Origin of the sequence: Mycobacterium colombiense, assembly GCF_003284975.1 — a bacterium.
In the GTDB taxonomy this organism is placed as follows: Bacteria; Actinomycetota; Actinomycetes; order Mycobacteriales; family Mycobacteriaceae; genus Mycobacterium; species Mycobacterium europaeum_A.
This window is the reverse complement of record NZ_QMEU01000113.1, coordinates 1-14470: the sequence shown is the minus strand read 5'-3', so window position 1 is coordinate 14470 and position 14470 is coordinate 1. Positions and strand designations below refer to the sequence as shown.

Below are 14470 nucleotides of genomic sequence, written 5' to 3'. Positions count from 1 at the left end.
ACCGCGCCCGCGACGACAGTTGCCGGATCGGCGGGCGGCGGACCGGTCGGTGGCGGACCCGGCGTCGGCTTCGGTCCCACGGCGACCGATGGAATCGGAGCGAACGCGTTCAACGCCCTTTACGCCGTGGGGCTTTCGGGACTGTCGGCGCGCGGCAGCGCGAGCAGCCGGTCACGGCGCAAGTCGGAGGAACCGTCCTCCGACGACCTCGACGCGCCCGCCGCCGCGGCTGCGGCCGCCGCGGCCAAGAAGAAGGCCCGCGCCCGCCGGCGCCGCGGCGGCACCGCTACCGAGCGCGCCTACCGCTATGAGTTCATGGAGATGGACGGCGGGACAACCCCTTCCGGCGACGCCGAAGACCCGTACGCCGCCCGCCCGTCCGAGGACAGCGCGGGACCGCTCGGGTTTGCCGGTGCCGCAACCAAACCCGATGCCGCGCAAGCCACCGGGCTGGCCACGCTGACGCGCGACGGGCTGAGCGACGGCCCTACCCTGCCGATGATGCCGAGCACTTGGGATCGCGACTAGCCGGCGTTTCAGGCCTGGTAACGCCGCGGTGTGAAGACCCGGTCGGTGGAATCGTGTGAGTACCACTGGGTTTGGGACGACCCGACGATCAGCAGGCAGCGCATGTCGATCTCGGCGGGCTCGAGATCGGCCAGCCTGACCACGCGGACGTCTTCGTCGGGGCCGGACACGTTGCGGCCGACCACCACCGGAGTGCCGGGTTCGCGGTGGGTCAGCAAGATGTCGCGCATCGCCCCGACCTGCCAGGTCCGCGACTTGGACGCAGGGTTGTAGATCGCCAGCACCAGGTCGGCAGCCGCGGCGGCCTGCAGTCGCGCGGAGATCACCTCCCACGGCTTGAGGCGGTCGGACAGTGAGATCACCGCGTAGTCGTGCCCCAAGGGCGCGCCGACCCGGCTGGCGACGGCCTGGGCCGCTGTCATCGCCGGAATCACCCGCACCTGCACGCCCGGCCATTCCTTGGCCTCTTCCAGCACCGCCGTCGCCATCGCGAACACGCCCGGGTCGCCCGAGGACACCACCGCCACGGCGCGGCCCTGTTCGGCCAGCGCGCAAGCCAGCCGGGCCCGCTCGGGCTCGTCACGGTTATCGCTGGGGTGACGCTGCTGGCCGTCGCGCGCCGGGACGCGGTTCAGGTAGCCGCCGTAGCCGATCAGGTCGGTCGCCGCCGCGAGCTCGCGGCGGGTCTGCGGCGTCATCCAATCCATGTCGCCGGGGCCCAGACCCACCACCGTGACGCTGCCGACGGCGGCAGCGCGCCGGCCGCGCTGCCCGCCCGGCAGGATGGCAAGCGAGAAGTACGGGACGCCGGCCTCGTCGACGTCGGCGGCGGGCAGGATGCGTTGCGCAGCGGTGCTGGCCCGCTCCACATAGAACGCGTCGTCAAGTTGTCCCGACGCCGAAAGGGCTTCCCGCACAGCGTGATACGAGCGCCCGAGCTTGAGTACGACGGCGGCGTCGGCGTCGGCGAGCCGACGGGTCAGCTCTTCGACCGGCAGGGTGCCCGGCAACACCGACAACACCTCGTCGCCGGCCACCAACGGCGTGGCGATGGCCGCCGAGGCGGCGCTCACCGACGTCACGCCGGGCACGATGATTGCGTCGAACCGCTCCGTCAGCCGCGTGTGCAGATGCATGTAGGAGCTGTAGAACAGCGGATCGCCCTCGGCCAGCAGGGCCACATTGCGACCGGCGTCCAGATGCGCCGCGATCCGCTCGGTGGCCTCGACGTAGAAGTCCTCGATCGCACCGGCATAGCCGCCGGGATGGTCGGTCGTCTCGGTGGTGACGGGATAGACCAGGTGCTCTTCGATCTGGCCGGGCCGCAGGTACGGTTCGGCGATGCCGCGCGCGATGCTGCGGCCGTGCCGGGCGCTGTGGTAGGCGACCACGTCGGCCTCGCCGATCACGCGGGCGGCCTTGACGGTCACCAATTCCGGGTCACCGGGCCCCAGCCCGACGCCCCACAGTGTCCCCCTGTCGGCGCTTTGCGCGGTGCCCGCTGCGGTCACTCGCGGTCGCTCGCGATCGCGTTGACGGCCGCGGCCGCCATGGCACTGCCGCCCCGGCGGCCCCGCACCACCAGATACGACGTCCCGCGGGGGTTGGCGATGAGCTCCTGCTTGGACTGTGCCGATCCGACGAAACCCACCGGTCCGCCCAGCACCCCGGCCGGTGGGGCCAGCCCGTCGTCGATCAGTTCGAGCAACCGGAACAGCGCGGTCGGGGCGTTGCCGATGGCCAGCACCGCGCCGGGCAGCCGGTCTGCCCACAGCTCCACGCCGGCTGCCGAGCGAGTGGTCCGCCGGCGCGCGGCCAACTCGGCCGCCCGCGGGTCGGTCACCAGGGACACCACCTGGTTGTCGGCCGGCAATCGCGCGGCGGTGATCCCGGCGGCCACCATCGACGAGTCGCACAGCACGGGAGCGCCGCCGCGCAAGGCGGCGCCGACCCGGTCGACGACGTCGTCGGTGAACGCGACGTGCTCGGCCACGTCGACCTGCCCGCAGGTGTGAATCAGCCGGACCACCACCCGCGCCACGTCGGCGGGGAATCGCGCCAGATCGGCCTCGGCGCGGATCGTCGCGAACGACTGGCGATAGATCTCCGCCGCATCGCGGATATAGTCGAGCACCCGCCCACTTTAAGGCTCTCCCGCGTGGCGACCCGCCGCACCCGGTTACAGGCGCCGGTATCCGTCCGGGGTGGCCACCAGCACGTCACCGGCGAGCGGACTGCCACACGCCCGGTCGCAGCCGACGAAGTGACGGTGCACCCTCGAATCGGGATCCAGCGACCGCGCGGCGTCGGCGCGCACATCGGCGGCCGAGCGCGCGCAGCCGGGGCTGCCGGTACACGCGCTGACGCTCAACCAGGGCGAGTTCTCGTCGAACACCAGGCCCACGGGCGCCAAGACGCGCAGCGCGACGTCGGCGACCTCTTCGGCAAGATCACACACCAGCACCGAGCGCCACGGCGTGATCACCAGCGGCGCCTCGATCGCCGCCAGGTACTCCGCGACGCGCGCCGGCAGCACGCCCAGCGGCACCGCGGCGCCCAGCGTCACCCGGCCGTCGTCCTGGCCGATCCAGCCCACCGGCGCCTTGGTGACGGCCGGAAACGAGGAGGCGCGCGGCTCGGCACCGGCCACCAGCCGTCGTATGTCGTCCAATTCCTGGACGCGCCAAGCGGTTTCGCGGACATCGAGGAACCGCATCGCGAGCGCGACGAGCGTGTCGATCACCTCGTCGTCCGCCAGCCGGACACCGGTGTCGCGTCCGGCCAGCAGCAGCGCGCAGCCGTCGGGAAAGGCGTGCACGCCCACGTCGGCGCGCAGCCCCGAGACGTCGGCGCGCCCGTCGTCCAGGCCGAACCAGAATCGACCGCCCAGCTCGGCGAGCCTGGGTTCGCCGCAGATCGCGGCGTCGAGTTCGCCGACCCAGCGCCGCACATCGAGATGGCCGCCGGAGCGTCCGGACAGCGGTGAGGCGACGATATTGCGGACCCGCTCGTGCGTCGTCGACGGCAACAGCCCCGCGGCGGCGAGCGCCTCACCGACCGCTTGCACGTCGGTCAGCCCGCGCAACTGCACATTCCCCCGAGCGGTCAGCTCGAGCGTTCCCGAACCCCATGCGCTGGAGACGGCGGCCAGCGCGGCCAGTTGGGAGGCGGTGATCATGCCGCCGGGTAGCCGGATCCGGGCCAGCGCGCCGTCGGCCGCCTGGTGCACCTGCAGCGCACCCGGGCATGCATCGGTGTCGCGCGTCCTGGCCACCCGTCCACGGTACGGCCCCGAGCGCCACACGGCGGCCGGGATTGCCTTCAGCCAGACCTAAACCCTTACCCGGCCCCCCGTCCGCGCCTTAGCGTCGGCACAGTGAGCATTGCCACCGCGCTCGATGCTGCCTCGAGCAAGCCGGCCGGCGCCCCAGCCGGCGGGGCGAGCGGGCTGTGGGCGCGCCGCAAATGGGAGATCGTGCGCGTCGTGTCGCCGCTGGCGTTGTTGGCGCTGTGGCAGCTCGGCAGCGCGATCGGCATCATCCCCGCCGACGTGCTGCCGGCCCCTTCGCTGATCCTCGAGGCGGGCGTGGAGGTGACCCGCAACGGGCAGCTCGGCGACGCGCTGCACATCTCGTCCGTCCGCGTCGTCGAGGGGCTGCTGCTGGGCGGGGTCATCGGACTCGTGGCGGGCGCGGCCGTCGGCCTGTCCCGCTGGGTCGAATCGACCGTGGACCCACCCATGCAGATGATCCGGGCGCTGCCGCACCTGGGGCTGATCCCGCTGTTCATCCTGTGGTTCGGGATCGGCGAGCTGCCCAAGGTGTTGCTCGTCGCGCTGGGCGTGGTCTTCCCGCTCTACCTCAACACCTTTTCGGCGATCCGTCAGGTCGACCCCAAGATGCTGGAAACCGCTCAGGTGCTGGGCTTTTCGTTCACTCAGCGGTTCACCCGGATCATCGTGCCCAGCACCGCGCCGCAGGTGCTCGTCGGCTTGCGGCAGTCGCTGGCCATCGCGTGGTTGACGTTGATCGTGGCCGAGCAAATCAACGCCGACAAGGGAATCGGCTTCCTGATCAACAATGCCCGCGATTTCCTGCGGATCGACATCATCATCTTCGGGCTGACCATCTACGCCCTGCTCGGCATCATCACCGATGCGATCGTCCGGCTCATCGAGCGCCGCACGCTGCGCTACAGACAGTGAAAGGTCCCGGCTTGACTCTCACCGCTGAATCGGACGCCACCACCCGCGGGCGGACCGACATCGCCGGCGAACTGCGCAACGTCGACAAGTGGTACGGAAACCGGCAGGTACTCACCGACGTTTCGGTGCGCGTGAAGAGCGGCGAGATCGTCGCCTTGCTCGGGCGCAGCGGCTCGGGCAAGTCGACGGTCCTGCGGGTGCTCGCCGGGCTGTCGCGCGATCACAGTGGGCAACGCGTGGTGTCCGGCGCGCCGGCGCTGGCGTTCCAGGAGCCGCGCCTATTTCCGTGGCGCGACGTGCGCACCAACGTCGGCTACGGCCTGACCCGCAGCCGCCTCCCGCGCCAGCAGGTACGGGAGCGCGCCGAGCGCGCGCTGGCCGACGTCGGGCTGGCCGACCACGCCGGCGCCTGGCCGCTGACCCTGTCCGGCGGTCAGGCGCAACGTGTTTCGCTGGCCCGGGCGCTGGTCGCCGAACCGCAACTGCTGCTGCTCGACGAACCGTTCGGTGCGCTCGACGCGCTGACCCGGTTGACCATGCACACACTGCTACTGGATCTGTGGCGCCGACACGGGTTCGGCGTGCTGCTGATCACGCACGACGTCGACGAAGCGGTGGCGCTGGCCGATCGCGTGCTGGTGCTCGAGGAAGGCCGTGTCATCCACACGCTGACCGTCGACGAGCCGCGCCGCGCGCCCGGTGATCCCGGCCCGCACACCGAGCAGCACCGCGCGGAGTTGCTGGATCGCCTCGGTGTGCGCCTGTGAGCAAGTGGTTTCGCCGGAACGGTCGGATTGCTGTCGACCGGAAGTGTTTCGCGCACCGCCGGCTTGGTGCGCAAGCCTTGAATGAGGCGCTGCGCCAAGGCCTCGCCGCCCGACCCTAAGGATTGAACACGCGTCAGTATGGGCATCCTGGTGCCCGTGAGGACGCTGGAATACGCCCCGGGCCGGCTGGCCGATGTCTTCGGCGAACCGGCGCCATCGACGATCCTGCTCTGGCACGGGGCGCAGACCGATGCCCGCGCGGCCGTCGGCCCGCTGGCCGGCATGCTGGCCGGCCGCGCCGCGGTGGTGGTCGCACCCGACTGGAACTCCCATGCCGACGACGGCGGGCGAGCGGACCTGTTGGCGTCGCTGGAATTCGCCCGCAACCTCGCCACCGACGCCGCGCGCATCCTGCTCGTCGGGTGGTCGATGGGCGGTGCAGCCGCGGCGGGGGTGACGCTGCACGCCGCGCGGCTCGACTTCGCTCCCGCGCACACGGTTTGCCTCGCCGGCGCTTTCATGGTCCCCGATCCGATCTTCGGTGCATCCCTGACCGACGATCTGAACGGCGCCGAAATCGGTTCACCGTTCACATTGCTACACGGCGTCGACGACGACGTCGTCCCCGTCGACGCGAGCAGAGACTTCGCCGGCCGCCTGGAGCGGGTGGGCTGGCCGGTGGAATTGGTCGAGCTGGCGGCCGATCACGGCTCGATCGCCGGCGCCGACTACGACGCCCTCGCGGACCGCTACGAACCGGCCAAGAACGGACCGGCGCGGATCGTGGCCCAACAGGTTGCCGACCGGATCGCGGCGATGCTGGGCGGTTGAGCGGTGCGGCCGCGGCCCAGTAGCCGCGAGCTCGCCCCATTGCGGTACGAATGATGGGTGGCTGAGCCAACCATCCTGCTGCTGTCGACCTCCGATACGGACCTGATCAGCGCCCGTTCCAGCGGGAAAAACTATCGGTGGGCCAACCCGTCTCGGCTGTCCGAAGCCGAACTGCCCGACCTGCTGGCCGACGCCGCCATCGTGGTGGTGCGGATCCTGGGCGGCTACCGAGCCTGGCAGAGCGGTATCGACACGGTGATCGCCAGCGGGGTGCCCACGGTATTGGTCAGCGGCGAGCAGGCCGCCGACGCCGAGCTGACCGGCCTGTCCACGCTCGCGGCCGGCATCGCGGTGCAGGCGCACATCTATCTGGCCCACGGCGGCGTCGACAACCTGTGCCAACTGCACGCCTTCCTGTCGGACACGGTGCTGATGACCGGGTTCGGGTTCACCCCGCCCGTCGTCACACCAACATGGGGCGAGCTGGCGCGGCCGAACGCCCAAGACGTCGAGGGCCCCACGATCGCCGTGCTGTACTACCGCGCGCAGCATCTGGCCGGCAACACCGGTTACGTCGAGGCGCTATGTCGGGCCATCGAGGACGCCGGCGCGCGCCCGATGCCGATCTATTGCGCGTCGCTGCGCACCGCAGAGCCCGAACTGCTGCAACGGTTGGGTGCCGCCGACGCCATGGTGGTCACCGTGCTGGCCGCCGGGGGGCTGAAGCCGGCCACCGTGTCGGCCGGCGGCGATGACGACAGCTGGAACGTCGAACACCTTGCGGCCCTGGATATCCCGATCCTGCAGGGGTTGTGCCTGACCAGCCCGCGCGCCTCGTGGCGCGAGAACGATGACGGCCTGAGCCCGCTCGACGTGGCCAGTCAAGTCGCGGTGCCCGAGTTCGACGGCCGCATCATCACGGTGCCGTTCTCCTTCAAGGAGATTGACGAAGACGGGTTGATCTCTTATGTCGCCGACGCGGAACGCTGCGCCCGCGTCGCGGGACTAGCGGTGCGCCACGCGCAGCTGCGCCACGTCGCACCGGCGGACAAGCGGGTGGCCCTGGTGTTCTCGGCCTATCCGACCAAGCACGCCCGCATTGGTAACGCGGTCGGGCTGGACACGCCGGCTAGCGCCGTCGCGCTGCTGCAGGCGATGCGTGAGCGCGGCTACCGGGTGGGTGAGCTGCCCGGCGTTGAGGCCAACGACGGCGACGCCCTGATCCACGCGCTGATCGAGCGGGGCGGACAGGACCCCGACTGGCTCACCGAAGGACAGCTGGCCGGAAACCCGATCCGGGTGTCCGCCAAGGACTACCGCGAATGGTTCGCGACCCTGCCCACCGAATTCACCGCTGCCGTCACCGAGCACTGGGGCCCGGCGCCCGGGAATCTTTTCGTGGACCGCAGCAACGATCCCGACGGCGAAATCGTCATCGCCGCACTGCAATCGGACAACCTGGTGCTGATGGTGCAGCCGCCCCGCGGCTTTGGGGAGAACCCCGTCGCCATCTACCACGACCCGGACCTGCCGCCCAGCCACCACTACCTGGCCGCCTACCACTGGCTGGACGCCGGCTTCGGCTCGCACGCGGTGGTGCACCTGGGCAAGCACGGCAACCTGGAATGGCTGCCCGGCAAGACGCTGGGCATGTCGGCGGCCTGCGGGCCGGACGCCGCGCTGGGCAACCTGCCGATGATCTACCCGTTCCTGGTCAACGACCCCGGGGAGGGCACCCAGGCCAAGCGGCGCGCACACGCCGTCCTGGTCGACCACCTCATCCCGCCGATGGCGCGCGCCGAATCCTATGGCGATATCGCGCGTTTGGAGCAGCTGCTCGACGAGCACGCCAACGTCGCCGCGCTGGATCCGGGCAAGCTGCCCGCCATCCGCCAGCAGATCTGGACGCTGATGCGGGCCGCGAAGATGGACCACGACCTCGGCCTGACCGAACGGCCCGAGGAAGACTCTTTCGACGACATGCTGCTGCACGTCGATGGCTGGCTGTGCGAGATCAAGGACGTCCAGATCCGCGACGGCCTGCACATCCTGGGCCAAAAGCCCACGGGGGAGGCCGAACTGGACCTGGTACTGGCGATCCTGCGGGCGCGCCAACTGTTTGGTGGCGAGCACACCCTGCCCGGCCTGCGACAGGCCCTCGGCCTGGCCGAGGACGGCACCGATGGCCGGACCGCGGTCGATCGAACCGAGGCCGTGGCCCGCGAACTCGTTGCCGCGCTACAGGCGGCGGGCTGGGAAGCCAACGCGGCCGAACGGATCACCGAGAATGCCGAGGTGGCCGCGGTGCTGCGCTTCGCGGCCATCGAAGTGGTGCCGCGGCTGGCCGGCACCGCCGCCGAGATCGAGCAGGTGCTGCGCGCCCTGGACGGCCGATTCATCCCGGCCGGCCCGTCGGGCTCGCCGCTGCGCGGCCTGGTCAACGTGCTGCCCACCGGACGCAACTTCTACTCCGTCGACCCCAAAGCGGTGCCGTCCCGGCTGGCCTGGGAAGCCGGTGTGGCGCTGGCCGATTCGCTGCTCACCCGCTATCGCAACGACCACGGGAGGTGGCCACAGTCGGTCGGACTGTCGGTCTGGGGCACCTCGGCCATGCGCACCGCCGGTGACGACATCGCCGAAGTCCTTGCCCTGCTGGGCGTTCGACCGGTGTGGGACGACGCGTCGCGGCGCGTCGTCGACCTGGCACCGATTCCGCTGGTCGAGCTGGGCCGCCCGCGCATCGACGTGACGGTCCGCATCTCCGGCTTCTTTCGGGACGCCTTCCCGCATGTCGTGACCATGCTCGATGACGCGGTGCGGCTGGTCGCCGACCTCGACGAGCCCGCCGAGGACAACTACGTGCGTGCGCACGCCCAAGCCGACCTTGCCCAGCATGGTGATCAACGTCGTTCCACCACAAGGATTTTCGGATCCAAGCCGGGCACCTACGGCGCCGGGTTGCTGCAGCTGATCGACAGCCGCAACTGGCGGGACGACGCCGATTTGGCCGCGGTGTACACCGCGTGGGGCGGTTTCGCATACGGGCGCGACCTGGATGGCCGCGAGGCGGTCGACGACATGAACCGCCAGTACCGGCGTATCGCGGTGGCCGCCAAGAACACCGACACCCGCGAACACGACATCGCCGACTCCGACGACTACTTCCAGTATCACGGCGGCATGGTGGCCACCGTCCGTGCGCTGACCGGCCAGGAGCCGGCCGCCTACATCGGTGACAACACCCGGCCCGACGCGATCCGCACCCGCACCCTGTCGGAGGAGACCACCCGGGTGTTCCGCGCGCGGGTGGTCAATCCGCGCTGGATGACGGCGATGCGCCGGCACGGATACAAGGGCGCGTTCGAGATGGCGGCGACCGTGGACTACCTGTTCGGTTATGACGCCACCGCCGGAGTGATGGCCGACTGGATGTACGAACAGCTCACCGAGCGCTACGTGCTGGACCCGGAGAACCGGAAGTTCATGTCGGAGTCCAATCCCTGGGCGCTGCACGGCATGGCCGAGCGGCTGCTCGAGGCCGCCGGGCGCGGCATGTGGGCGGCGCCGCAGCCGGAGACCTTGGACGGGCTGCGGCAGGCGCTGCTGGAAACCGAGGGCGATCTGGAAGGCTGACTTCCGCGTAGCTGCGGCGTAGGTTGACAGCGTGACGCCAACCTTCGCCGACCTCGCCAAGACGCAGTACATCCTGCTGACCACCTTCACCAAGGACGGCAGACCCAAGCCGACGCCGATCTGGGCGGCGCTGGACAAGCAGCGCGGGGACCGGCTTCTGGTCATCACGCAGGAAAAGTCGTGGAAGGTCAAGCGAATCCGCAACACCCCGCGGGTCACGCTGGCCACCTGCACCATGAACGGTCGCCCCACCAGCGGAGCCGTCGAGGGAACCGCGGCCATCCTGGACAAGTCGGAAACGGCCGCCGTCTACGACGCGATCGGCAAGCGTTACGGCATCGTCGGCAAGGTGTTCAACTTCTTCAGCAAGCTGCGCGGCGGCATGGACAACAACGTCGGCCTCGAGCTGAAAGTAGCCTGAGCCCAAGGCGTCATGGCCACGGTGCTCATCCCGATCCCGGACCGCGACTTCGACCCCACCGAGGTCGCGGTCAGCTGGAAGGTGTTGACCCGAAGCGGCCACCAAGTGGTCTTCGCGACCGAAACCGGCGCGCCCGGGAAGGCCGACGACATCATGGTGACGGGGCGTGGACTGGACGTCTGGTCCGCGGTGCCGGTGCTGCGCGCCGTCGCACTGATCGGGCTGGCGTTGCGCGCCGACAAGGCCGGGCGCGATGCCTATCGGGATATGTTGTACTGCAATGAGTTTCAGCACCCCATCGCTTGGTCTCAGGCCACCCTCGACGGTGTCGATGCACTGGTGTTGCCGGGCGGGCACCGTGCCCGCGGGATGCGCAGCTACATCGACAGCGACATCCTGCACCGGCTTGTCGTGGCGGCGTTCGCCCGCGGGCTGGTGGTGGGCGCCATCTGTCACGGTGTGCTGCTGGCCGCGCGCAGCGTCGACCCCGGCACCGGTCGCTCGGTCCTGTACGGGCACAAGACGACGGCGCTGACGTGGGCAATGGAGCGGTTGGCCTGGCGGCTCACCCGGTTCACCCGGTTCTGGGATCGCAACTATTACCGGACGTATACCGAGGACGCGGAGCAAGCCGACGGTTACATGTCGGTGCAGTCCGAAGTCACGCGGGCACTTCACGATTCGTCCGATTTCCGTGACGTCTCCCGCGGATCGCCGCACTGGCGGCGCAAGACCTCGGGACTGCTGCGCGATACGCCGACCGACTCGCGGCCCGCTTTCGTCGTCGACGACGGGGACTATGTGTCGGCGCGTTGGCCCGGCGACACCCACACGTTCGCGGCGGTGTTGTCGCAGAAGCTCACCGCGGCCCGCTGACGGCTACGTCGCGGCGCCCGTGCCCAGATGCTCGCCGAAGAACGCGAACACCCGCCGCCACGCGTCTTCGGTGGCGTCTTGGTCGTACCCGAAACCCGCGATGCGAAGCAGCGGTTGGCCGGGCAGCTCGTTGGCGAAGCTGTGCCCGACGCCGGGGTAGGTCTTCACATCGGCGGTGATGTTCTTGGCGGCGATCGTTCTATTTAGCTTTTCGGGCGCACCCCGCCCGAGCGGGTCCCGGCCGCCGAAGCTCGCCACCACCGGGCAGGCGCCGTCCAGCGTCTTGTCGAGGTTGCGCGGCAGGGGAGTGCCGTAGAACGGTGCGGAAGCGCCGAAACCCTTGGGGGACATGACAAGAGCAAACTGGCCGCCCATGCAGAAGCCCGCGACGCCGACCTGCCCGGAGCACCCCGGCATGGCCTTCAGGTGGTCCCGCGCGGCCAGAATGTCGTCCAGGGCGCGGCCGCGCTGCGTCTGTAGCTCCTTCATGACGCGCGTGATGCAGCGGATGCGGCCACCGCGGGCATACAGGTTCGGGGTGACGGCCAGATATCCGGCCGCGGCGATGCGGTCGTTGATCGACTGCTTGTCTCGCCCGTAGCCGATCGCGTCGTGGATCACCACCACACCCGGCCACGGGCCTTGCCCCGACGGCGTGCTCAGTAACGCATCGATCGGTCCGTCGGGGGTATCGATCTGAATCGTCGTCATAGCGTCATCTAACTGCAATCGCACCGCCGAACACCACGGGAACTTGGGCGCGGTCCGCGGACGTTGGTCTGGCATGGTGTCGCGGCTGCTGCTGATCTACGCCGTCGTCGAACTTGCGGCGATCTTCGCGCTGGTGTCGACGATCGGATGGGGCTGGACCCTGCTGGTGCTCTTGGCGACCTTCCTGCTCGGCTGGGGCCTCATCGTCCCAATGGCGGGTTCGCACCTCATCCGCCGGATCGGGCGACTGCGCTCCGGCCTGGCCGAGCAACGCGCCGCGGCAGGCGACGGTGCGCTGGTCAGCCTGGCCGCGCTGCTCGTTCTCGTCCCCGGACTGGTCAGCACGGCGCTGGGCTTATTACTGCTGATCCCGCCCGTCCGGTCGGCGGTCGCCCCCGGCCTCACCGCCCTGGCTGTGCGCAAGCTGCAACGACAAATGCCCGGGCTCGGTTACGCGGGCGCGTTCCGTCCACCACCGCAATCGGCTCACTCGGCGTCGTATCCCGCCGGGAATTTCGATGGGCGCGGCCACGGCGACTACATCGACGGCGAGGTCATCGACGTGCGCGACGTCGAGGCGCCGGTGCGGCCGCAAGGATTCGACGCGCGCTGACCCGCCGGGACGGACCGCACCGTTGAGCCGCCGACTGACCGTTATGGCCCTGCGACCCGCCGCACGTACGTTTGGGCTGTGTCCCGCTCCGCCGTGAGTCCCGCGCCGCAGACGCTGCTGGTCAACGGTCGGGTGCACAGCCCGGCCCAACCCGACGCCACCGCGATGGCCGTCCGCGACGGCGTGGTGGCGTGGCTGGGCGGCGACGAGGTCGGCCGCCGCATGTTCCCCGACGCCGTCGTCGAAGACCTCGACGGCGGTTTCGTGACGCCGGGATTCGTGGACAGCCACATCCATCTCACCGCCACCGGGCTGACGCTCAGCGGGCTGGACCTGCGCGGCGCCCGGTCGCACGCGGAGTGCCTGCGGATGGTCGCCGACTACACCGCCGCCCATCCCGGCCGGCCGGTGTGGGGTCATGGCTGGGACGAAACGTCGTGGCCCGAGAACCGTCCGCCCAGCACCGCCGACCTGGATGCCGTTCTCGGCGACCGGCCCGCCTACCTGGCCCGCGTGGACGTGCACTCCGCGCTCGCGTCGACGGGCCTGCGGCGGCTGGTCGCCGAACTTCCGGCGTCGACCGGCTACAGCGCCGAGCGGCCGCTGGTCGGCGACGCACACCATCGGGTGCGCGCCGTGGCGCGGGACCTGCTGACCGCCGATCAACTGGCCGAAGCCCGCGCCGCGGCACTGCGGGCCGCCGCGGCGGCCGGCATCGTCGCGGTGCACGAATGCGCCGGACCCGACATCGGCGGGATCGACGATTGGCTGCAGTTGCGCGCGCTCGACCATGGCGTCGACATCATCGGTTATTGGGGTGAGCCGGTGAACAGCCCCGCCCAGGCGCTCGAGCTGATGGCGGCGACCGGCGCCCACGGGCTGGCCGGCGACCTGTTCGTCGACGGGGCGCTGGGGTCGCGCACCGCCTGGCTGCACGAGCCGTACACGGATGCGCCCGACTGCACCGGAACCTGCTACCTGGACATCGAGGCGGTCGAGGCGCACCTGCGGGCCTGCACGCAGGCCGAAGTCACCGCGGGATTCCATGTCATCGGAGACGCCGCCGTGACCGCCGTGGTGGACGCCCTCGAGCGCGTCGTCGCCGACGTCGGGCCGGTTGCCGTCGCGGGCTGCGGACACCGTCTCGAACACGTCGAGATGGTCAGCGCCGATCAGGCCGCCAAGCTCGGTCAGTGGGGGATCATCGCCAGCGTGCAGCCCAATTTCGACGCGCTGTGGGGCGGCACCGACGGCATGTACGCGCGGCGGCTCGGTGCCGAACGCGGCGGTCGGCTCAACCCCTTTGCGCTGTTAGCATCCCAAGGCGTGCCCCTCGCGCTAGGTTCCGACGCGCCGGTCACGGGCTTCGACCCGTGGTTGAGCGTGCGCGCGGCGGTCCGTCACCGCACTCGCGGCAGCGGGGTCTCGGCGCGGGCGGCGTTTGCTGCGGCCACCCGCGGGGGCTGGCGGGCGGGCGGTGCCCGCGACGGGAAGATGGGCACGCTCGTGCCGGGCGCGCCCGCCTCCTACGCCATCTGGGATGCCGGGGACCTGGAGGTGCACGCCCCGCGCGACACCGTCCAGCGCTGGTCGACCGACCCGCGTTCCCGGGTGCCCGCGCTGCCCCGATTGGGCCCGGACGACGCCCTACCGCGGTGCTGGCGGACGGTGCATCGGGGCGCTGTCATCCATGGTTAGGGACCGGCCGCGCGGCAACGAGCCCGCGGACCAAGTCGATGCGGCCGATCACGACCTACCCCGGCGGCCGGACACCGACCCCATCAGCGACGAGGCCGAATCGGACCGCGACGACCAGCCCGCCGATGTGCGCCCCGAGCCGGGAGCACACGAGGACGACGATCGTGACGAGGGCCCCGAGGAATCGG

12 protein-coding genes and 2 pseudogenes are annotated in these 14470 nt (G+C 70.5%); 10 read left to right on the top strand and 4 right to left on the bottom strand.

Features of this window, described 5'->3' with window-relative positions:
• Positions 1-528 (top strand): annotated as a pseudogene (locus DQP58_RS22745) (PPE family protein); the annotation flags it as partial.
• 8 nt (positions 529-536) lie between these two features.
• Here the strand turns inward: DQP58_RS22745 and DQP58_RS22740 are convergent.
• The 3 genes from DQP58_RS22740 to cobG are packed head-to-tail and all read right to left on the bottom strand — an operon-like array spanning position 537 to position 3802.
• A complete protein-coding gene (locus DQP58_RS22740) occupies positions 537-2039 on the bottom strand; it encodes a precorrin-2 C(20)-methyltransferase (RefSeq protein WP_112710426.1) in 1503 nt (500 codons plus the stop codon).
• Positions 2036-2662, bottom strand: coding sequence for a precorrin-8X methylmutase (locus DQP58_RS22735; protein ID WP_112710425.1), 627 nt, complete (start codon positions 2660-2662; stop codon positions 2036-2038). The genes DQP58_RS22740 and DQP58_RS22735 overlap by 4 nt, the downstream gene beginning before the upstream one ends.
• A 45-nt stretch (positions 2663-2707) precedes the next feature.
• Complete coding sequence (gene cobG, locus DQP58_RS22730; RefSeq protein WP_112710424.1) at positions 2708-3802, bottom strand: precorrin-3B synthase; 1095 nt, start codon at positions 3800-3802, stop codon at positions 2708-2710.
• A gap of 102 nt (positions 3803-3904) precedes the next feature.
• On the opposite strand from cobG, the gene DQP58_RS22725 reads away from it, so the two are divergent.
• The 6 genes from DQP58_RS22725 to DQP58_RS22700 all read left to right on the top strand — a co-directional run bounded on the left by DQP58_RS22725 (position 3905) and on the right by DQP58_RS22700 (position 11260).
• On the top strand, positions 3905-4732 hold the full coding sequence (locus tag DQP58_RS22725; RefSeq protein WP_165827935.1) for an ABC transporter permease: 828 nt from the start codon (positions 3905-3907) through the stop codon (positions 4730-4732).
• A gap of 11 nt (positions 4733-4743) precedes the next feature.
• On the top strand, positions 4744-5499 hold the full coding sequence (locus DQP58_RS22720; RefSeq protein WP_112710429.1) for an ABC transporter ATP-binding protein: 756 nt from the start codon (positions 4744-4746) through the stop codon (positions 5497-5499).
• A gap of 156 nt (positions 5500-5655) precedes the next feature.
• The gene (locus DQP58_RS22715; protein ID WP_112710428.1) at positions 5656-6330 is read left to right on the top strand and encodes an alpha/beta fold hydrolase; all 675 of its coding nucleotides are present in this window, start codon (positions 5656-5658) and stop codon (positions 6328-6330) included.
• A 57-nt stretch (positions 6331-6387) separates the two neighbouring features.
• Entirely contained in the window at positions 6388-9963 is a 3576-nt protein-coding gene (gene cobN / locus DQP58_RS22710; protein WP_112710423.1) for a cobaltochelatase subunit CobN, read from the top strand.
• A gap of 31 nt (positions 9964-9994) precedes the next feature.
• The gene (locus tag DQP58_RS22705; protein WP_112710422.1) at positions 9995-10384 is read left to right on the top strand and encodes a PPOX class F420-dependent oxidoreductase; all 390 of its coding nucleotides are present in this window, start codon (positions 9995-9997) and stop codon (positions 10382-10384) included.
• A gap of 12 nt (positions 10385-10396) precedes the next feature.
• The gene (locus tag DQP58_RS22700) at positions 10397-11260 is read left to right on the top strand and encodes a type 1 glutamine amidotransferase domain-containing protein (protein ID WP_112710421.1); all 864 of its coding nucleotides are present in this window, start codon (positions 10397-10399) and stop codon (positions 11258-11260) included.
• 3 nt (positions 11261-11263) lie between these two features.
• Here the strand turns inward: DQP58_RS22700 and DQP58_RS22695 are convergent, their stop codons facing one another.
• Positions 11264-11971 (bottom strand): dienelactone hydrolase family protein, encoded by a 708-nt coding sequence (locus DQP58_RS22695; protein WP_112710420.1) that lies wholly within the window; start codon positions 11969-11971, stop codon positions 11264-11266.
• Positions 11972-12044: 73 nt separating this feature from the next.
• Between DQP58_RS22695 and DQP58_RS22690 the strand changes: the two genes are divergently transcribed.
• The 3 genes and pseudogenes from DQP58_RS22690 to DQP58_RS22680 form a co-directional block, all read left to right on the top strand.
• A complete protein-coding gene (locus DQP58_RS22690) occupies positions 12045-12584 on the top strand; it encodes an FxsA family protein (RefSeq protein ID WP_112710419.1) in 540 nt (179 codons plus the stop codon).
• Between the two features lie 165 nt (positions 12585-12749).
• Positions 12750-14282 carry an amidohydrolase gene (locus tag DQP58_RS22685; protein WP_112710427.1) on the top strand — a complete coding sequence of 511 codons (1533 nt, stop codon included), beginning with the start codon at positions 12750-12752 and terminating at the stop codon, positions 14280-14282.
• Positions 14275-14470: pseudogene (locus tag DQP58_RS22680) on the top strand (hypothetical protein); the annotation flags it as partial. The gene DQP58_RS22685 and the pseudogene DQP58_RS22680, both read left to right, overlap by 8 nt.

Excerpts from the sequence above, each read along its gene's own strand:
- DQP58_RS22700 (WP_112710421.1), top strand. The coding sequence starts at position 10,397 with ATGGCCACGGTGCTCATCCCGATCCCGGACCGCGACTTCGACCCCACC.
- DQP58_RS22695 (WP_112710420.1), bottom strand. The coding sequence starts at position 11,971 with ATGACGACGATTCAGATCGATACCCCCGACGGACCGATCGATGCGTTA.
- DQP58_RS22690 (WP_112710419.1), top strand. The coding sequence starts at position 12,045 with ATGGTGTCGCGGCTGCTGCTGATCTACGCCGTCGTCGAACTTGCGGCG.
- DQP58_RS22685 (WP_112710427.1), top strand. The coding sequence starts at position 12,750 with ATGGCCGTCCGCGACGGCGTGGTGGCGTGGCTGGGCGGCGACGAGGTC.